This window comes from Colwellia sp. KS18-150 (assembly GCF_057551365.1).
On the sequence record NZ_BAAJMC010000002.1, the window covers coordinates 82,233 to 103,476 of the forward strand.

At 38.4% G+C, this 21,244-nt stretch carries 13 protein-coding genes; 4 read left to right on the forward strand and 9 right to left on the reverse strand.

What is annotated here, in order from left to right; translation table 11 throughout:
* Nucleotides 1-437: 437 nt before the first annotated feature.
* Together gltB and AC27IF_RS03745 are read left to right on the forward strand one after the other, a co-directional pair.
* Nucleotides 438-4,898, forward strand: a complete 4,461-nt coding sequence (gltB, locus tag AC27IF_RS03740) for a glutamate synthase large subunit (RefSeq protein ID WP_487052365.1) — start codon at nucleotides 438-440, stop codon at nucleotides 4,896-4,898.
* A 118-nt stretch (nucleotides 4,899-5,016) separates the two neighbouring features.
* Nucleotides 5,017-6,444: an FAD-dependent oxidoreductase gene (locus tag AC27IF_RS03745; RefSeq protein ID WP_487052367.1), complete on the forward strand. Its 1,428-nt coding sequence runs from the start codon at nucleotides 5,017-5,019 to the stop codon at nucleotides 6,442-6,444.
* Between the two features lie 155 nt (nucleotides 6,445-6,599).
* Here AC27IF_RS03745 and AC27IF_RS03750 read toward each other — a convergent pair whose 3' ends face one another.
* From AC27IF_RS03750 to AC27IF_RS03790, 9 genes are all read right to left on the reverse strand, one after another.
* The gene (locus tag AC27IF_RS03750) at nucleotides 6,600-8,138 is read right to left on the reverse strand and encodes a Na+/H+ antiporter NhaC family protein (protein ID WP_487052369.1); all 1,539 of its coding nucleotides are present in this window, start codon (nucleotides 8,136-8,138) and stop codon (nucleotides 6,600-6,602) included.
* Nucleotides 8,128-8,646, reverse strand: a complete 519-nt coding sequence (folA, locus tag AC27IF_RS03755) for a type 3 dihydrofolate reductase (RefSeq protein WP_487052371.1) — start codon at nucleotides 8,644-8,646, stop codon at nucleotides 8,128-8,130. The genes AC27IF_RS03750 and folA overlap by 11 nt, the downstream gene beginning before the upstream one ends.
* A gap of 96 nt (nucleotides 8,647-8,742) precedes the next feature.
* Nucleotides 8,743-10,896, reverse strand: a complete 2,154-nt coding sequence (feoB, locus tag AC27IF_RS03760; RefSeq protein WP_487052373.1) for a ferrous iron transport protein B — start codon at nucleotides 10,894-10,896, stop codon at nucleotides 8,743-8,745.
* Between the two features lie 30 nt (nucleotides 10,897-10,926).
* A complete protein-coding gene (locus tag AC27IF_RS03765) occupies nucleotides 10,927-11,151 on the reverse strand; it encodes a FeoA family protein (protein WP_487052375.1) in 225 nt (74 codons plus the stop codon).
* Nucleotides 11,152-11,441: 290 nt separating this feature from the next.
* A complete protein-coding gene (gene parC / locus AC27IF_RS03770; RefSeq protein WP_487052377.1) occupies nucleotides 11,442-13,751 on the reverse strand; it encodes a DNA topoisomerase IV subunit A in 2,310 nt (769 codons plus the stop codon).
* A gap of 181 nt (nucleotides 13,752-13,932) precedes the next feature.
* Nucleotides 13,933-15,210: a GGDEF domain-containing protein gene (locus tag AC27IF_RS03775; protein WP_487052379.1), complete on the reverse strand. Its 1,278-nt coding sequence runs from the start codon at nucleotides 15,208-15,210 to the stop codon at nucleotides 13,933-13,935.
* Complete coding sequence (locus AC27IF_RS03780) at nucleotides 15,203-17,086, reverse strand: diguanylate cyclase (RefSeq protein ID WP_487052381.1); 1,884 nt, start codon at nucleotides 17,084-17,086, stop codon at nucleotides 15,203-15,205. The genes AC27IF_RS03775 and AC27IF_RS03780 overlap by 8 nt, the downstream gene beginning before the upstream one ends.
* A gap of 135 nt (nucleotides 17,087-17,221) precedes the next feature.
* On the reverse strand, nucleotides 17,222-19,114 hold the full coding sequence (gene parE / locus AC27IF_RS03785; protein WP_487052382.1) for a DNA topoisomerase IV subunit B: 1,893 nt from the start codon (nucleotides 19,112-19,114) through the stop codon (nucleotides 17,222-17,224).
* A gap of 21 nt (nucleotides 19,115-19,135) precedes the next feature.
* Entirely contained in the window at nucleotides 19,136-19,762 is a 627-nt protein-coding gene (locus AC27IF_RS03790; RefSeq protein WP_487052383.1) for a YqiA/YcfP family alpha/beta fold hydrolase, read from the reverse strand.
* 121 nt (nucleotides 19,763-19,883) lie between these two features.
* Here AC27IF_RS03790 and AC27IF_RS03795 point away from each other — a divergent pair, with 121 nt between their 5' ends.
* Together AC27IF_RS03795 and AC27IF_RS03800 are read left to right on the forward strand one after the other, a co-directional pair.
* A complete protein-coding gene (locus tag AC27IF_RS03795) occupies nucleotides 19,884-20,861 on the forward strand; it encodes a helix-turn-helix domain-containing protein (protein ID WP_487052385.1) in 978 nt (325 codons plus the stop codon).
* A gap of 12 nt (nucleotides 20,862-20,873) precedes the next feature.
* A complete protein-coding gene (locus tag AC27IF_RS03800) occupies nucleotides 20,874-21,227 on the forward strand; it encodes a J domain-containing protein (RefSeq protein WP_487052387.1) in 354 nt (117 codons plus the stop codon).
* The last annotated feature ends 17 nt before the right edge of the window (nucleotides 21,228-21,244 follow it).

Sequence of the window (21,244 nt, forward strand, 5' to 3'; positions counted from 1 at the left end):
AGCAAGTTGTCCTTGCTTCTCTATAATTTCATATTACTACTCGCCACTTTTTCTTTGCCTATTTTTATTTCTTAGCCCAAACAACCTACATCCTAGATAAACTGAATAAATATAGAGTATTCGCAAACAGTATATCGCCCCTAAAAATGTAATAAACTTTCATAAAATGTTGTTTTTTTCGCTTCTTTAAAGGCGTAAATGGGTGATTAACTAGTGAAAATGCTGTTTATTCAATTAAAAGCTGATAACAAAGTAACAAAGCTTCCTTAAAAGTGTAAATAAATTACGAGCAAATGCTCTATTTTTATTGACCTTTTGTCGATAAATGAGTAATCTAATTAATCCCTCTTGGTCAAAAAACGGGATAGTTATGCACTTTTTTCATCCCTTTATTCTTTTTGTTCTGTAACCAAGTGGCTTTTTATTAGGAGAGAGTAATGCAGCTTTATGATCATAGCGTTCAACGCGAAAATTGTGGTTTTGGTTTGATAGCCCATCAACATGGCGAAACTAGCCATAAACTAATTAAGACCGCTATTTCAGCCCTTGATCGCATGCAACATCGTGGTGGTATTGCTGCTGATGGTAAAACAGGCGATGGTTGTGGCTTATTGCTACAAAAACCAGATAGTTTTTTCCGAGCCGTTGCCGAAGATAATGGTTGGAAGCTAGGTAAAAAATATGCAGTAGGCATGATTTTTCTAAACCCTGATCCCGTTGCTGCCGCTCTTTCTAAAAAAATACTTGAAGAAGAGTTTGCCAATGAAAGTTTAACACTTATTGGCTGGCGCGCAGTCCCTACTGATACGTCAGTTCTGGGTGATGCAGCCATCAATAATATGCCGACTATTGAACAAGTATTTGTTGATGCACCTCCAGGTTGGCGTAATCGTGATTTAGAGCGCCGCTTATATATGGCACGTCGCCGCGCTGAAAAGCGCATTACCGATGATGTATTTTATATTGCCAGCCTATCTTGTTTAGTGACTATCTATAAAGGCTTGATGATGCCTAAAGATCTTTCTAATTTCTATTTAGATCTTGCAGATATTCGCATGCAAAGTGCTATTTGTGTATTCCATCAACGTTTCTCAACGAACACCTCACCACAATGGCATTTAGCACAGCCTTTCCGTTACCTTGCCCATAATGGTGAAATCAATACGATTAATGGTAACCGTCAATGGTCACGTGCACGTACTTACCGTTTCAAGTCGCCATTATTACCAGATTTGCAAGATGCAGCACCATTTGTTGGTCAAACAGGCTCTGATTCTTCTTCGTTAGATAATATGCTTGAGCTATTTTTAGCCGGTGGTATGGATTTATACCGCGCAATGCGTTTATTGATGCCTCCTGCTTGGCAAAACAGCACCTTAATGGATGATGAACTTCGCGCCTTTTATGAATTTAACTCCATGCATATGGAGCCTTGGGATGGTCCGGCCGGCGTAGTTATGACTAATGGTCGTCATGTAGCTTGTAACTTAGATAGAAACGGCTTACGCCCTGCCCGTTATGTAATTACTCGTAACGGATTTATTACCTTAGCCTCTGAAGTAGGCATTTGGGATTATGGCGAAGATGAAGTTGTTGAAAAAGGTCGTGTTGGCCCAGGTGAAATGCTTGCCCTTGATACCTATACAGGTAAGTTATTTACCTCAAATGATATCGATAATGACCTAAAAGAGCGCCATCCGTATCGCGAATGGTTAAACAAAAACATCCGTCGTTTAGTACCGTTTGATGAACTAGAAGCCAATCAAATTGGTACTCGAGTATTCACTGATACTGAAATGAGCCAGTATCATAAAATGTTCAATTACAGCTACGAAGAAATTCAGCAAGTAATCAAAACATTAGCTGAAAATGGTCAGGAAGCAACAGGTTCTATGGGTGATGATACACCTATGGCTGTATTATCAAGCCAACCTCGAACTTTATACGATTATTTCCGCCAACAGTTTGCCCAAGTAACAAACCCACCAATAGATCCTTTACGTGAGCGCTATGTAATGTCATTGGGTACCTGTATTGGTCGTGAGCATAACGTATTTAACGAAACTTCTGGCCATGCTGATCGTATGTTGTTTTCAACACCTGTACTAATGTATACCGGTTTAAAACAATTACGTGAGTTAGATCCTGAACATTACCGCTCAGATACCCTTACGCTTACTTATGATAGTGAAGAAGGTTTAGAAGCTGCTATTAAGCGTTTATGTGATGAAGCAGAAGACCTAGTAAGAAACAAAAGTACTGTTATTTTAGTACTTTCTGATAGACAAATTCACAAAGGATTATTGGTCATCCCAGCCGCTATGGCTGTCGGTGCGGTGCAAAAACGCTTGGTTGATGAGCAATTACGTTGTGATTCAAATATTATCGTTGAAACAGCATCCGTACGTGATTCACATCAATATGCAGTGTTACTAGGCTTAGGCGCTACCGCTATATACCCATACCTAGCGTTTGAAACTATCGAGCAGTTGGTTGAGCAAGGACAAATTAAGTTAAGCGCTCGTGATGCTGTGGTTAATTACCGTGAAGGTATCAACAAAGGACTATTGAAAATACTGTCGAAAATGGGTATTTCAACTATTGCTAGTTACCGTTGTGCCGGTTTATTTGAAGTTATTGGCTTAAATGACAATATCATGAAGCTATGTTTTAGCGACTTACCAAGTCGTATTCAAGGTGCTGATTTTAGTGATATTGAGCAAGATGCAATTAACTTATCTCGTAAAGCATTTTTACCACATCAGAAAATGAAGCATGGTGGTTTATTAAAATACGTACACGGTGAAGAGTACCATGCCTTTAACCCTGACGTAGTGAACTATCTACAACGTGCAGTACAAACTGGCAGTTATGATGATTATCGTCAATATGCCGATGAAGTTAACAATCGTCCTGCTGCAATGTTACGTGATTTATTAGCCCTGAAAGATGACTGCGAAGCTATCGACATTTCACAAGTTGAAAGCGACAACGAAATGTATAAGCGTTTTGACTCTGCTGCTATGTCTATTGGTGCTTTAAGTCCAGAGGCGCATGAAGCATTAGCTATTGCCATGAACCGTTTAGGCGGCTCTTCAAACTCAGGTGAAGGTGGAGAAGACGAGCGTCGTTTTGGTACCGTGAAAAATTCACGCATTAAACAAATTGCTTCGGGCCGTTTTGGTGTTACACCACATTACTTGATTAATGCTGATGTGCTACAAATTAAAGTTGCCCAAGGGGCAAAGCCTGGTGAAGGGGGTCAATTACCCGGTGATAAAGTTTCTCCATTAATTGCTAAATTAAGATACTCGGTACCTGGTGTTACTTTAATTTCACCACCACCACATCATGATATTTATTCTATTGAAGATTTAGCTCAGCTTATTTTCGATTTAAAACAAGTTAACCCTAAAGCGGTTATCTCAGTGAAATTAGTTTCTGGCCCAGGTGTTGGTACTATCGCTGCTGGTGTTGCCAAAGCCTATGCTGATTTTATCACTATTTCAGGTTATGACGGTGGTACTGCTGCTAGTCCATTAACCTCAGTTAAATATGCCGGTTGTCCTTGGGAGCTTGGCTTAGCTGAAGCTCATCAAGCACTTGTTACCAATGGCTTACGTCATAAAGTACGTTTACAAGTTGATGGTGGTTTAAAAACCGGTATTGATATTGTAAAAGCAGCCATTTTAGGTGCAGAAAGCTTTGGCTTTGGTACTGCTCCTATGGTTGCTTTAGGTTGTAAATTCTTACGTATTTGTCATTTGAATAACTGTGCTACAGGTGTTGCTACACAAGATGATGTATTACGTGAGCAGTTCTTTAAAGGTTTACCTGATCAAGTAATGAATTACTTTAAATTCATTGCTCATGATGTGCGTGAAATCCTTGCCAGTTTAGGTGTTGAAAGTTTAACCGATATCATCGGCCGTGTTGATTTACTAACACAGATTGAAGGTATCAGTGCTAAACAGCAAAAACTTGATTTATCGCCTATTATTGCTCCAGTTGTAGCTGCAGAAGATACTGCGCTTCATCAAACTGAAGAAAATACGCCATTTGATGAAGGTCAATTGAATCAACAAATGCTATCCGCTGCACGAAGTGCTGTCTCTCATAGCAGCGGTGGAGAATTTAGATTTACCATTCAAAATACCGATCGCTCAGTGGGTGCCACCTTATCGGGTGAAATTGCCCGTCACCATGGTGACCAAGGCATGTCGGTTGCGCCAATTACTATGCACTTATCTGGTACTGCCGGACAAAGTTTTGGTGTATGGAACGCAGGCGGTTTAAACCTTGTTCTTACTGGTGATGCCAATGATTATGTTGGTAAAGGTATGACAGGCGGAACAATAACCGTTAAACCACCTAGAGGTGTTGAATACTTAAGTCATAAGACCATGATTATGGGTAACACCTGTTTATATGGTGCTACTGGCGGTAAGTTATACGCTTGTGGCCGTGCCGGTGAGCGATTTGCAGTACGAAACTCAGGTTGTCACGCAGTTGTTGAAGGTACTGGTGATCACGCTTGTGAATACATGACTGGCGGTATCGTTACTGTAATTGGCAATGTCGGTGTTAACTTTGGCGCAGGTATGACGGGTGGTTTTGCTTATGTATTAGATGAGCATGACGATCTTGATACACGCTTAAATAAAGAATCAATAGAGATGTTATCAGTTAACGACATCGCGATTCATAAAGAACATTTACGTGGCATTATCAACCACCATTTTGAAGAGACAGGTAGTTTACGCGCACAAGAAATTTTACAAGATTTTGAAAAGTTCGCACCATTATTCAAGTTAATTAAGCCAACCGCTACCGACGTAAAAACGTTACTAGGTCACCGTAGCCGTTCAAGTGCTGAATTACGTGTACAAGCACAATAATTATTATTGGCATAAATAACGAATTAACGATAAGAATATAATATTTATCAATTTATAAACACTAAGATGCGCAAGCACTAGCCGTAAATAAAATTGATTGATTAGGAAATAGAGAGCTATGAGTAAGAATGTTTATCAATTTATTGATGTAAAGCGAATTGACCCAGCTAAAAAGTCGATCGAAGAACGTAAAATAAACTTTGTAGAAATTTATCAACCACTTGGCGATGAACAAAGTGCTGGTCAAGCAGATCGTTGTTTAGACTGTGGTAACCCTTATTGTGAGTGGAAATGCCCGGTACATAACTATATTCCACAATGGTTAGAGCTAGTTACTGAAGGTAAAATATTCGAAGCAGCGGATTTGTGTCATCAAACCAACAGCTTACCTGAAATGTGTGGCCGTGTTTGTCCACAAGACAGATTATGTGAATCAGCTTGTACATTAAATGATGAATTTGGCGCCGTTACTATCGGAAATATTGAAAAACATATTACCGACACCGCGTTGGCTCAAGGTTGGAAACCTGATTTATCTGAAGTTGTCAAAACAGGAAAACGTGTCGCTGTTATCGGAGCAGGCCCTGCAGGTCTAGCTTGTGCTGATGTACTAACTCGTCATGGTGTTGATGCCGTGGTATATGATAGACATGCTCAAATTGGTGGCTTACTGACCTTTGGTATACCGTCGTTTAAGCTTGAAAAAGATGTTATTCAAACACGACGTGAAATATTTGAAGGTATGGGCATTGAGTTCCGCTTAAATACTAATGTTGGTGTTGATATCAGTTTTGAAGACATTAGCAATGAGTTTGATGCAGTATTCTTAGCGCTTGGTACTTATAAAGACATGAGCGGCGGCTTTGATAACGAAAGTGCTCCTGGTGTTTATAACGCACTCGACTTCTTGATTGGTAATACTCAAAATGTCATGGGCATCACGAAAGAGCAGTCAAACCAAGTTAAACCGTATGTTAGTTTTGAAGGTAAAAAGGTTGTCGTACTTGGTGGTGGTGATACCGCGATGGACTGTGTACGTACTTCAATTCGTCAAGGGGCGACTGAAGTGACTTGTGCGTATCGACGTGATGAAGCCAATATGCCAGGTTCGCCACGTGAAGTTCAAAACGCTAAAGAAGAAGGTGTTAACTTCGCTTTTAATATACAGCCACTTGATATAGCTGTTGATGAACAAGGTAACGCTATTGGTGTTAAGTTTGTTAAAACTCAACTAGGGGCAGCAGATGCAAATGGACGTCGTAACCCTGAGCCGATAAAAGATAGCGAATTTGTGATGGAAGCTGATGCTGTAGTAATCGCGTTTGGTTTCTTACCTAGCCCACCACAATGGATGATAGATGCTGGTGTTGAGCTTGACTTTCGTGGCCGTGTACTGGCAACTGATAATAGTGACTTTGCTTTACAAACATCTAAGCAAAACGTTTTTGCCGGTGGAGATATGGTTTTAGGCTCAGATTTAGTGGTTACTGCTATCGATCAAGGCCGAAAAGCAGCAATAGGTATTCTAGATTACGTTAGTGAATAATTAATTGTCGGTGTGTCTATAGTCATACTCAGTAAGCAAACATGATTATTGTGAAGTAACCTGAACTAACGAGCTAGATTAGATAATCAATAACTAAAAAGCCGATATTGTTAACAAACAATATCGGCTTTTTATTTGATAAATTATTTCGTTTCTTATGCGAAAATAATCACGGTAGCAGTCCATAACATGGCGGCTAAACTTGCCGCATAAGTAGCAGGAGTAATTTGTGATTTAACATGATCCATCATGTCACACCCTGTGGTCATTGAACTAAGAATCGTGGTATCAGAGATTGGCGAACATTGATCTCCATAAACACTACCATTTAGTACCGTTGCAAAACAGATCATCATATAAAGCTCAGGATTGGCAATACCGGCACTTTGTGAAATAGCCCATGCTAAAGGCATTGCCAATGGAAATGCGATAGCAAAAGTTCCCCAACTTGTACCAGTAGAAAAAGCAATTAACATCGCCATCACTTGTAAAACAACTGGTAGTAACCAATACGGTAATTGTTCACTTAGTAATGAGACTAAATATAAACCTGCGCCAATTTGTTTACTAATAGCACCAATCGTCACCGCTAAAACCAAGATTACAGAGGCCAACACCACGCCTTTTAAACCATTACCAAAGCCATCAATAACATGACCTAAAGACATACCTTTAACTAATGCAAATACGGCACTCATTAATAATGCAATGCCAAACGCCCAATTGATTTTTGGTGAGCCATAAATAAGAAAAGTAATGATAGCAACAGCAATCAAGCTAACTAAAGGTAAGATAAATTCGAGTACATGAGCCTGATAGCCCTTTGGCACATCACTGGTTTGCAATTCCTTGGCACTTAATGGCTTTGCCCCAGGTGCGTCTAATTCACCAGTAGTCGCTGCACGGTGATGTGCATCACGAATACGTTTACCAGAAAATGTAGTTATATTTAAACTTAACAATAGCGTGCCAATGACAGCTAAAATACCATAAAAACTAAAAGGTATTGCCGAGAAGAAAAAAGCTAAACGATCTGCTTCCGTCGCTAAAAATGCCACTCCAGGAACAAAAAGTAATGCTTGTATGTAGGCTGGCCAAGCATTAAAAGCAATAACAATAGCGATAGGCGAAGCCGTTGAATCGACAATGTAACTCATTTCCTCATGACTGATACCCGCTTTATCCGCTAAAGGACGTACTGTTGTACCAACAAGCACTGTGCTCATAGTACCGCCCTGAAAAAACAGAACTCCTAAAAACCAAGTAACTAATTTTGCTGAGCGTTGACCACGAACAAAATGTTTTACCATGAAGTCAGCAAAAGCTTGAGCCGCTCCTGTTTTCGACCAAACACCTAATAAACCGCCTAGCAGCCATAAATAAAGTAGCAAGATACCTGCTGTGCCAACTTGAGCCATTGAAGGGATCAAAATCTGATCTGTCAGATCATATTGCCCCATCATAAAAGCACCTACAGCAATTCCGCTTAATAAAGCAATGAGTGGCTCTCTCGTTAACCAAGATAAAATAATGGTAGTAAAGGCGGGTAAAAGTGACCATAACCCATAGTGATATGCTGAGCCAATAACCGTAGCCTCAAGCGCATAATTGACATATAAAGCTGAACTGATGCCAAATACAAGGACCATAATCGCCAAAATGTTATTAGTCATTAATGCTGGTTTAAGTGACATTAGCTACACGTTGATAGACACTAAAATCCAAATCATGAGCATTTTTTTCATCGCTCACTCTTAATTCACTTGAGATTTTTTGCCAACTACCGTCATTATAATCTGGAAACTTGGTATCGCCCTCAATATTGGCTTTGATATGAGTGACATACAAACGATCTGCACTGGCTAAACAATGACGATATATAGCACCACCACCAATAACCATTATCTCGTCAACTGCATCATCACTAGTTGAGCCGTCGACTAATGCTAGTGCTTGCTCAACCGAAGTAACAGCATCAATGCCCTTAGCGGTATAGTTTTCATCACGAGAAATAACGATATTTCGACGACCTGGTAATGGCCTACCAATTGACTCATAGGTTTTTCTGCCCATGATAATGGGCTTACCTAAAGTAATTTTTTTAAAATAAGCTAAATCGGCAGGTAAATGCCACGGCATATCATTGTCTTTGCCAATAATATTATTATCAGCAGTGGCAACTATCATGGAAAGAATGGTCATCGGGATCCTAGTCTAAAATATTAACTAGTCGCTATTCTACCCTGTATAAGCACAGTTAATAAATAGCATAACCCATGATCCCGACATTTAAATGAACTAGCTATATTTAGCGACAATGGGGATAGATAACACCTTGCTACCTTGGCGTTTCAGCCAGAAGTACACACCAACAAAGCAGAGTATCACTAACACGATACTGATACTCGAGAGTATCGGCGTTACTAATATATTACCCATTTGATAGCACAGTGTTGCCATTAAATAAGCTAACAAAAAGCTCCATATTGCTGCAAATCCGGCCCATCTACTGCCCACTTCACTTTTAATTGCCCCCATAGCTGCAACACAAGGAGTATAAAGCAGTATAAAGAGTAGATAACTAAAAGCGCCTAGCTGACTAACAAAAGCAGCTTGCATAACTTGGTATGTAGTTAATTCTACATCTTGCTCAACAGCTACCGCTTCTAAATCGCTGAGATCACCAACCTTGATCCCAAGTGGATCATCAGGCTCTATTCCTAATAAATTTTCTTTAATACTCGCTATCGCTTCATCCCAGCTTGCAACTAGAGAAGGCGCTGATTCGTCATCACCAGCATGAGGTGAATACAAATTATTAAAAGTTGCTACCAGTACTTCTTTAGCAAAAATGCCTGTGATAATACCTACTCCAGCTTGCCAATTATCTTCTTGAACTCCAATTGGCGCTAATACTGGCATGACAACTTTTGCACCTTGACTCAAAATAGAGCCTTCACTGTCTTGATTCCCAAAACTGCCATCAGTGCCAATTGAATTAAAAAAGTTTAATAAGCAGACGACAATAACAATTATCTTCCCTGCTCCTTTAATAAAACTGGCTGTGCGTTGCCAAACACGTTTAATGATTAAACTAATTTTAGGGATTTCATAATTAGGTAGCTCCATAATATTCAATGAGCTATTGCCAGATAACACGGTATTCTTTAATAAGAAGCCAGTAAAAATCGCTGCGGCAATACCAATGAGATACAATAAAAACACTAAGTTCTGACCATTATCAGGGAAAAATGCTGCTGCAAATAAGGCATATACCGGTAAACGGGCACCACATGACATAAAAGGCGACATCATCACAGTCGTAATTCTTTCTCGCTCGCTATCCAATACCCTAGTAGCCATCACCGCAGGCACAGTACAACCAAAGCCAACTATCAAGGGAACAAACGCTTTACCCGGTAAACCAATACGCTGCATTACACTGTCAACGACAAATGCCGCTCGGGCTAAATACCCAGACGTTTCAAGTACAGATAAACCTATAAATAAACACACAATCACTGGGATAAATGTCGCCACCGTTTGAATACCTGAGCCAATCCCCTCAACAATGGTTAAAAGCCATTGAGGTAAGTCTAATGGAGCTAATAAGTGCAATGGGTAAGAGACGAATATGGTGCCACTTAGGATGTCAAAAAAGTCAATAAAAGCACTACCGACATTAATCGCAAACATAAATAACAAATACATCATCCCTAAAAATACTGGGATACCTGAAATCGGGTGCAGAACAAAATTATCTAACTTGTCACTAATTCCCGCATTGTGATGCGCATTAACTTTCACTCGACTCAAGAGATCAGCAATGAAATCTTGCTTAGCTTGAATACTGCTATTCTGCTCACTAAAATCAGTTTTTTTAATTACATTACGCGATGTTAATTTAGGTAGGGCCGCTTTCATTTTTTGTTCAAAAACACTTAATGCATCTGAACTTTGGGCACTTAACGCAAAAACCGGACAACCGAGCTCTTCGCTAAGTTTATCAATATCAACCGACAACTCTTTTTGTCTATCAATTTTATTCAGTACCACTATCATGGGTACGCCTAATTCAAGTAATTGGCTGGTTAGATAAAGCTGTCTGGATAACTGGTTCACATCGATAAGATTGATTAAACAATCAACCTTTTGTTCTGTGATGAATTCCTGAGAGATTGTTAAATCTTGACCTTGATCACCTCGTTTTGTTAACGAAGTTAAACCGGGAAGGTCTGATAAGGTCGCGGCTTCATTATTTAAGGTGATTGCCGATTTTTTTGATGCAACGGTAACCCCAGAAAAATTTCCTACTTTTTGTTTATTGTTTGACAGTAAGTTAAATAGTGTACTTTTGCCTGAATTGGCAAAACCAACAAGTGCAAAATGCTTATTATTGTCAGGTAAAGAAAAAGGCTGTTTGTTAGACAGTTCAGAATTACAACAACTCATAAAGGGAACTCATTAAATAGGGTAAGTAGATTATTGGCAAACGACTTGAATTTGCTCTGCGACAGAGCGTTGAATACTTATTTTAGTATTGTGTAACTTAAATGCTAACGGACCACTAAAAGGGGCTTTATGGGCAAGAGAAATTTCTGTTCGTAAAGAAAAACCCTGCTCTAACAATTGCGCAGCCAAAGCATCATCAAGTGGCAAAGCACTAATTTTGGCGGTTTGATTTTTACTTAAATCCACTAATGTCATGATTATCACCTAGAGATAACGCTGATAAAAACTCATTAAAAATAGTAAATTTACTAATAGATAATGAGAATTACTATTATCTAGATTTTACACAAAGACCTTAGCACTTACAATGAAAACAATGATGTCACTGTTACTTTTCATCAATCTTAACAAGGTCTTTCGCCATGTTTTCAAAAGTATATTCCTCACCGAGATAGAAATAAAAAAAATGCTTTAAAACATCAGCTCTAAAGCATTTTATCAGTCATTATTTCAAGGGAATTTAACTTAAAAAAAATTTTTTTTATTTATGACTCACCATCAAGATCAACAGCAACTTCTTCACTTTCTGCGGATGCAGGAGCTACTGCTTCTACAACGACATTATCTACTCGCTGCAAACCTCGAGGTAATTTATTGCCTCGTCGACCTCGCTCACCTCGGTAATGTTCAATATCCGTCACTTTTAAAGTCAATTTACGCTTGCCAGCATGTAAAGTAACAGCTGCTCCTTCTGGAACGATAGCTAATAAAGTCACATATTCTTCACGAGATTTAGATCTAGCCGATGGAATATTAATGATTTTATTACCTTTACCTTTACTAAGCACTGGGAGGTTTTTCACAGGAAATACCAGCATCCTACCTTCAGTAGTAATCGTTAAACAACAATCAGTATCAATATTTTCTATCACTTGAGGAGCTAGAACTTTTGAAGATTGTGGCAATGAAATCATTGCTTTACCGTTTTTATTTCGAGAAATCATGTCGCTAAACGAGCTAATAAAACCATAGCCCGCATCGCTGACTAGTAAGTACTTATCTTCATCATTAGCCATAACACAATGAACAAAAGTTTCACCTGCCGATAAGTTAAACCGGCCTGTTAACGGCTCACCTTGGCTTCGAGCCGTTGGGAGTGTATGAGCGTCAGTGGTAAAAGCACGCCCAGAAGAGTCAATAAAAGCCACAGGTCGATTACTTCGTCCTTTAGCGCTACATAAATAGCTGTCCCCAGCTTTATAATTCATTGACGTTGCATCTATATCATGACCTTTAGCACAACGTGCCCAACCTTTATCAGACACCACAATCGTCACAGGCTCACTTGGCACTAGATCTTTTTGCGTTAACGCTTTAGCTTCACTTCTTTCAATTAATTTTGAACGACGATCGTCTCCGTATTGCTCGGCAGCTGCAAGAATTTCTTTCTTCATAAGCGTGCTCATGCGCGCTTTTGAATTTAGAATTTTTTCTAGGTATTCTCGCTCTATATTTAATTCATCTTGCTCTGCTTTAATTTTTATTTCTTCAAGCTTGGCAAGTTGACGTAATTTAATTTCTAAAATCGCGTGAGCTTGAGTTTCTGACAAATTAAAGCGTGACATCAACTCGGCTTTAGGATCATCAAAACCACGGATAATTTCAATTACTTCATCAATATTCAGATAAGCAATTAATAAACCATCTAAAATATGCAATCTCGCCAGCACTTTATCTAAACGATATTGCAAACGGCGACGCACAGTCTCACGTCGGTACTCTAACCATTCGGTTAATATTTCACGTAAATTTTTCACCGCAGGTCTATTATCTAAACCAATCATGTTGATATTAACGCGATAGCTTTTCTCAAGATCGGTACTGGCAAACAAATGCTGCATTAGCTGCTCAATGTCAACCCGATTAGAACGCGGTACCACAACCAATCGAACTGGATTTTCATGATCAGATTCGTCACGAAGGTCAACCACCATAGGTAGTTTTTTCGCTGTCATTTGAGCAGCGATTTGTTCTAAAATTTTACCACCTGAAGCTTGATGTGGCAGGGCTGTAATAACGACTTCACCTTGCTCTACCTCATAAACTGCGCGCATTTTGATGCTACCACGGCCAGTTTGATAAATTTTTTCTATATCCGCTTTTGGCGTGATTATTTCTGCGTCTGTTGGGTAATCAGGCCCTTGAACAAACTCAAGTAAATCTGCAACTTCCGCTTTAGGTTGTTCGATAAGGTGAACACAGGCATCAGCAATTTCTCGAACATTATGAGGGGGAATATCTGTTGCCATACCAACGGCAATCCCCGTAATCCCATTAAGTAAAATATGAGGTAGACGAGCCGGTAAAGTTTTCGGCTCTTTCATCGTACCATCAAAATTAGGCACCCAATCTACTGTTCCTTGACCTAATTCAGAGAGTAAAACCTCACTAAAACGAGACAGACGTGATTCAGTGTAACGCATGGCAGCAAAAGATTTAGGATCATCCGGTGCACCCCAGTTTCCCTGACCATCAACTAAAGGATAACGATAAGAAAAAGGTTGAGCCATTAACACCATGGCTTCATAACAAGCACTATCACCATGAGGGTGAAACTTACCAAGCACATCACCTACCGTACGAGCCGATTTTTTATATTTAGCAGCAGCCGATAGACCTAACTCTGACATGGCATAGACAATACGCCTTTGTACTGGCTTTAAGCCATCGCCAATATGGGGCAATGCTCGATCCATAATGACATACATAGAGTAGTTTAAATAAGCTTCTTCGGTAAAGCGTCTAAGGGGAACTTGCTCTACCCCATCAGGACTATATTCGAGTACATCAGACATGAAATGATTTTCCTAGTTTCGCCGGCATTGTTATACCAAGTGTATAATCAGTTAATGCGAATTATTTTTCTTATTAAAATATTAGCAGTAACAGCTTATCACTTTAAAAAAAATAGCAAAAGTGAGAAAACGCTAATAATACCAAGTTGATCAAGTTATTTGCTGCTAACAGCAATTTTCATCAACTTGCTGGCTGTCGTCTTTCATTATGGTGTGCAATAGTTGCATAATTGACCATTTGGTTTCGTCCTAATTTTTTCGCATGATACATGGCTAAATCTGCAGCATGTAAAAAGTCATCGAAAACAGCGTTAGTATCTCTGATGTTAGCGACACCAATACTCAGGGTAATAGGACGATTAATTCCTAAATGCTCAAATTGATATTGAGAAATCTTCTCTGTAACACGTACGGCAATCGCTTTCGCTTTATCTATGTCGGTATCGGGAAGTAAAATAACAAACTCTTCTCCCCCTAAGCGTGCAAAAATATCTCTTGCTCGCATTGTTTCATTAACCAAGGTGGCAATTTCCACTAAAACCAAATCGCCGGTTTGATGGCCAAAGTCGTCATTGACTTGCTTAAAATGGTCAATATCAAATAATAATACACTTAACGATTTGTTTTGCTCAAGACTGTGTTTAACAAGAGCCTCCCCTTTATTAAATAAAGCTGCACGGTTAAGTAAGCCTGTTAAACTATCTGTTTTTCTAAGTAAAAGTAGCCTTTTTCTTAATCTATATTGATGTAAAAAAAGTAATAAAAAAACTAAAATACCGACAAAGATTAAAATAAAGTTTCGTTGTTGTGTCGCTTGTTGCTTTTGAAAATCACTTAATTGTAATGCCTTTAATTTACTCTCTTTATCAAGTAACTCATTGATCTCTTTTTTGTGCACTAACTCATACTTTTCAGTAAGCAAAGCGACAGTTTCATCACGTTTAATATCACTGTAATCGTTAAACTTTTCTATATAGGATTTTTTGGCAAGATAAGCATTCTCATAATCGTTTATTGCAACTAAGCTATGTTCTAAAACAAGATATAAATCAGCAAATAATGGTAGATTTAATTGTCGCTCAGTTATGTATTCACTTAATGTTTTTGCTTGCTCGAGTAACGCTATAGCCTGCTCATGCTCTTGATAATGTTGTTTAATCCTTCCTTGTATTAATAAATACACGTATTGTTCAGCTATATTTAACGTTGATAAACTTATCGATGAATTTTTTAGTTCTGCCTCAGCTCGCTTGGGAGAGTCTTCAAAGGTGTCAATAACAGCTTGCAACGTTGGTGTAACTTTATACTCTGTCCGCTCAATTTGTTGTGTTTCAAAAGCGCTTAATGTACTTGTATTCACTTTTTGTTCATCAATTTGCTGGGCATAGCCAAAACGCCCTAAGAAGAAAGGCAATAAAAACAATGAACAGATAAATGTGTTGAGTATTTTTTTAATCATTTGCACATACTCTATTCCTGCCCAATGACTTAGCTTGATATAAGCGCATATCAGCCAGAAAAATCACAGCTTCTAAATCTTTTTTTTGTGTTGGTTCAAATTCGGTAGTACAGGCAACGCCGATACTAACGCTAATAGTTGCTTCATCGTCATTAAATACATCTGATAACCAACTACCATCATTAACAGATTCTCTATAGCGCTCGGCAATAAGCAGTGCCTGCTCATGGGACGTTTTTGGTAAAAAAACAAGAAACTCTTCACCGCCATAACGGCCATAAACATCAGTTTTCCTCATTAACTTCTGGCCTAGCAAAGCAATACCACTAAGTACCTTGTCTCCAACATTGTGGCCAAATTTATCATTGATATCTTTAAAATAATCGACATCAATCATTAAGACGCTCAAGCTAGTTTTTTTCGACATTGCTCGATTAAATAATTGCTGACCGCTTCTCATCAAACTTCTACGGTTAGCAATGCCTGTTAACATATCGATACTTGAAGCCGTATGTAACCTACGTTGTGCCTGTATTAACCTAATTAGTAGCCAAGCAAAAACCAGCGCTACCACAGCAATGGAGATTAAATAATTTCGCTGCTGTGCCTGTTTTGCAGAAGCTTCTTTTAGCGCCAACTCTTGCAATAAATGATTATTTTCTAGGATTTTCTTATGTAAATCTGCACGCTTTACTTCCAGTGTTAGGCGTTCTTCAGCAACAGAGCGGATATGCTTTTGTCCAAGCAAAGTTTTGGTTAGAGCTAATCTTTGTTTTTGTAAATGATAGGCTTGTTTGTATCGTTCAAGTTTAAAATAGGTTTTAGACTTCAAGTTAACAATGCTAATTTTAGTTTGCATATCCAGTCGCCCTAATGGCTTTTTCGATGCAAGTAACTTTTCAACTTTTGCAATACTGATTAATGCTTCATCTAAACGGTTAAGCTCATAGAGTACGAATGCTTCATCAGTGCTGTAATATAAATTGATATCTCTTAGCTCAATATCAGCAATATACTGTTTTGCAATTAATAAATACTGATAGCTTGCTTCAACATTTGGTTGTGATTTTTTTAAATTAGCCCAAGATAACCCTGAATAAACATTATACATAATCTCAACTTGCTCAAGATCATGGGACTCTTTTATAATCGTTTTATAAGCAATAATAGCCTGCTCATACTTTTTATTGTTTAAATGGTTTGTTGCTATATTTACTAAAGCATTTAAAGATAAAGTGGTATTACTCGCTTTTTTATAATGTTGGTAAGCTTGCTGATAATAGTTCATCGACTGTTCATCTTGATCTAAATATGAATAGAGGATCCCCAGCTCTGAATTCACCGAGCCTTTTAATTCATCATCATCAGTTTGTTTAGCAATATTATAGGCATCATGTAACATCCTTAGTGACTTCTCATATCGGTCGGTTAAGTAATAAATAGCGCCTAAATCAATTAGCCCAGTTGCAATTAACGTTTTGTCATGAAAAGATTTAGCAATCTCTAAGCCTCCCTCATAATCCTGGGTGGCGAGCTCAAAACTACCTAGGCTTTCATAGGAAAATCCACGGCTATAGAGTAGCTCTGTAATTAGAATACTTGGGCTGGAAAGCTGTTTAGTTAAAGCCAAGCCTAAATTAGCGGTAGTTTTTGCTAACTGATATTGGGTTTGAAGGAGATAAATTTGAGCGAGTAAGTTGTGATAGGAAATTTGCTGTTTAATGGAAAGTTCAGCTAATTGTTCTTCGTAACGAATTAACTGCTTATGTGCGAGTAATACGTTGCCATCTAGCAGCTTTTCTATTCGTATAATTTCATCATTAAAATCAGCTAACTTTTCTGTAGACTCAGCATGACTTGTTATTGTTAATAGCATGACTAGCAACAATAACATTAGTGATTTAAATGAAAGCCGAATGAGCAAAGAATAATTACCTGATTTTAATAGCGTAGCCTGTATAAGGTTATTTTGATAAAAAATAAAAGTACCAATGGTTTTTTGATAGTCTGATTATACTACAGCCATATCACCTTTAGCTTGTAACCACTCTTTACGGTCGCCTGAGCGTTTTTTCGATAACAACATATCCATAACTTCTATCGTTTCACTGTGTTCATCGTCTATAGCAGTTAATTGTACTAAGCGGCGAGTATTGGCATCCATGGTGGTTTCTCTAAGCTGTAAAGGATTCATTTCACCCAAACCTTTAAAGCGTTGTACGTTAACCTTACCGCGCTTCTTCTCCGCTTCAATTCTATCAAGAATGCCATCTTTTTCACCTTCATCTAGGGCGTAAAATACTTCTTTTCCCACATCAATTCGATACAATGGCGGCATAGCAACATAAACATGACCTGCTTGAACTAAGGGTAAGAAATGCTGAGTAAATAGAGCGCATAGCAAAGTAGCAATATGTAATCCATCCGAGTCAGCATCCGCTAAAATACAAATTTTACCGTAACGTAATTCAGATAAATCATCGCTATCAGGGTCTATCCCTAAAGCTACAGAAATATCATGTACTTCTTGTGAAGCTAGAATTTGTCCGGAGTCGACTTCCCACGTATTTAATATTTTACCTCGCAATGGCATAATCGCTTGAGTTTCACGATCTCGTGCTTGTTTAGCACTACCACCCGCAGAATCACCTTCCACTAAAAACAATTCGGTGCGAGATAAATCTTGGCTACCACAGTCAGTTAACTTCCCCGGTAATGCAGGTCCTTGAGTGATTTTTTTACGAACCACTTTTTTACTCGCTCGCATACGTTTTTGCGCATTGCTAATACAAAACTCTGCTAATGACTCTGCTATTTCAGTATGTTCATTTAGCCATAAACTAAAAGAGTCTTTAACAACACCGGTAACAAATGCCGCACATTGACGCGAAGATAGACGCTCTTTTGTTTGCCCAGCAAATTGTGGATCTTGCATTTTAATGGACAATATATAACTACACTTATCCCAAACATCATCTGGGGTTAGCTTAACGCCACGTGGGATAAGGTTTCGAAATTCACAAAACTCACGCATAGATTCCAATAAACCTTGGCGCAAACCATTAACATGAGTACCACCAGCAATTGTTGGTATTAAGTTTACATAACTCTCACCTATACCGTCGCCACCTTCTGGTAACCAAGTAACTGCCCAATTAGCCGCTTCATTTTGAGACGAAAACTCACCAATAAATGGCTGTTCTGGCAAACTAACGAAATCTTTAACTGACTCTTTCAAATAATCAGTTAAACCATCGTCGTAACACCATTGATACTTTTGATTGTCGGTTTTATCATGAAATTTAATCGTTAAACCAGGGCACAATACAGCTTTAGCTTTGAGTAAATGAGTTAAGCGTTTAACTGAGAATTTAGGTGAATCAAAATAACTTGCATCAGGCCAGAATTTCACTCGCGTGCCGGTATTGCGTTTACCCACAGTTCCCGTTTCTGTTAATTCTTCAACTTTAAAGCCGTTTTCGAACGCCATTTCATAAACTTTGCTATCGCGTCTTACCGAAACATCGACTCGTGTAGATAAGGCATTAACCACAGAAATACCAACCCCGTGTAAGCCCCCTGAAAATTGATAGTTTTTATTCGAAAATTTACCACCGGCGTGTAACTTACAAAAAATAAGCTCAACACCAGACACACCTTCTTCAGGGTGTATATCGGTTGGCATACCACGGCCATCATCAATAATTTCAAGTGATTGGTCGGTATCTAACACCACTAAAATATTTTGAGCATGCCCTGCTAAAGCTTCATCGACAGAGTTATCAATAACTTCTTGACCTAAATGGTTTGGGCGACTGGTATCGGTATACATACCTGGGCGATGACGAACGGGATCTAAGCCGCTAAGTACTTCAATGGAGTCTGAGTTATATTGGTCGGTCATGATGTTATTTCTTTGTAAAAATTATTTTGTCAGTATTACTTGTTTATTTGGTTGAACTGGTAATTGCAAGAAATCAGCTATTATTGGTAGTTTTTCTTTAAAACCGATAAAGCTATGATCCCCTCCTTGCTCAACAATAAGTCGGCAGTGCTGATATTTTTTAACAGCTTGTTGATAATCTAACACTTCATCGCCTGTTTGTACCATAACTAGGTAATTATTTTTTTCCTTACTGGCTGAGTCAATTGTTTTTGGCTCTATCATTTTCAGCTCTTCCATGTGTTTTCTAGTTACTTGATAAGTAATCCCCGTATATGGGTTTTGTTGCTCACCGAGGTAATCCACTAATAATTCATAAGGCTTAATCGCCGGATTTATTAATACCGCTGCGCTTTGGTACTTCTGGGCTAAGTGACTAGCAAAGTAGCCTCCTAATGATGAGCCGATAAAAAGCCAATTATCATTAGTACTGCTTGAGCAAATAATTTTCTCTAATTGTTCAATCGCCGCTTGAGGTGAATTTTGTAATTGTGGGCAAACGAAATTCACGGTCGGATGATTAGTAATGAGGTAGGCTTTGGTTTGCTCTGCTTTTATCGATAAAGGGGAGGAATTAAAACCATGAATATACAAGATATTGTTGGGCATATCGGTAAATTGTATCAGTAACAAAGAGTAGCAATAGTTTATCATTTTTGGTGTGTGAATGAATAACAATATATTTTGATCAGGTCTTGTATTCAATGTACAAAGTAATTATGGTTATATAATGAGCAGGTCATTTAGAATTGAAGCAGCGAACAATTTCTATTACGTGAGAAATTTCGGTAGGAAGGGTGTCGGTGTTTTTAAAAACGAATCGGATTTAACTGTCTTTAGCCAGTTATTACTGGAGTGCTGTAAACGTTTTGGCATTCATTGTTATAGCTATACTTTTTTATCCAGTGAGTTTCACTTACTACTTCGTACTAGCCAAGAGAATTTAGCGCTATTTATGCGCCAACTTAGTGGTGTGTACACACAAGGGTATAACAGAAGATATCAACTTAACGGCTCATTATTTAAAGGTCGCTATCAATCGAGTTTACTTGACCCTGAACACTACCCATTATGGCTATCACTTCACATTCACCATTTATATCTAACCAATAACTCAGCTCATTCAATTACTCGTTCAAGTTGTAATGATTATCTTCACCCAAATAAAAATACATCAACAATTTCCCCAAAGGTAATTGTTCAGCAGCTAGTAGAAAATCATCCTAACTTGACGTACCAAGAGCTTTTACAATTACCTATGCCAAAAATTATCCAAGGGGTTCTTAACAGGAATTACTTGCCTCCTATTATTGGTAGCTCAGCATTTAAAATAGAATATGAGTCCATGTTACTTAGTAGCCCAAAAGAATGTGCTGTGTCAGCTCATATGAAAATCAATCAACACATCAAGGATATAGTTGCTTGTACAGCGAGTGCTTTCAAATTACCGACTACTCGGCTTCTACAAGCTCAATACGGTCATAACAAAAGTAGCGATGCTAGAAATATGGCGATGTATTTATGTCAGCAACACACCAATATGACATTAAAAGAAATCGCGAAGGCCTTCAGTATTAGTCATTACGCGTCTGTTTCTAATAGGATCTCCCACTTCAAAAAGATACTAAAAATACAAAGTTCATTACAACGCCATGTTGAACAGGTTAACCAGAAATTACTTAACAAAATAATACTCGATCAAGAATAATAAGGGGTAAAAATGAATATTTTAACAAGATCAAAAACAGTCGCTGAATTGAAAGGAAACTATCGAAAACTAGCTAACCGATATCACCCCGACAGAGGTGGTGATATTGTCATGATGCAAAAAATAAATACCTTGTATAAAAGTATGTTATCCGATTTAAAAGCTCAAAATTATGATGATTTTACAGATATTGAAGTGGGTATGACTGTCTACGTTAATGGCACGCTATGCGAAGTATTAGCAACAAATGAAAAAACGTTTCGAGTTGTCGCCGTAGGTAGAACGAGGCAAGCACAATTTTACAAAGAGTCAGGTATCGGTCGGTTTAATTCTCGCTTGGTAGCTAGATATAAAAACCCTCATTAATCTTACTTGTTTGTCGT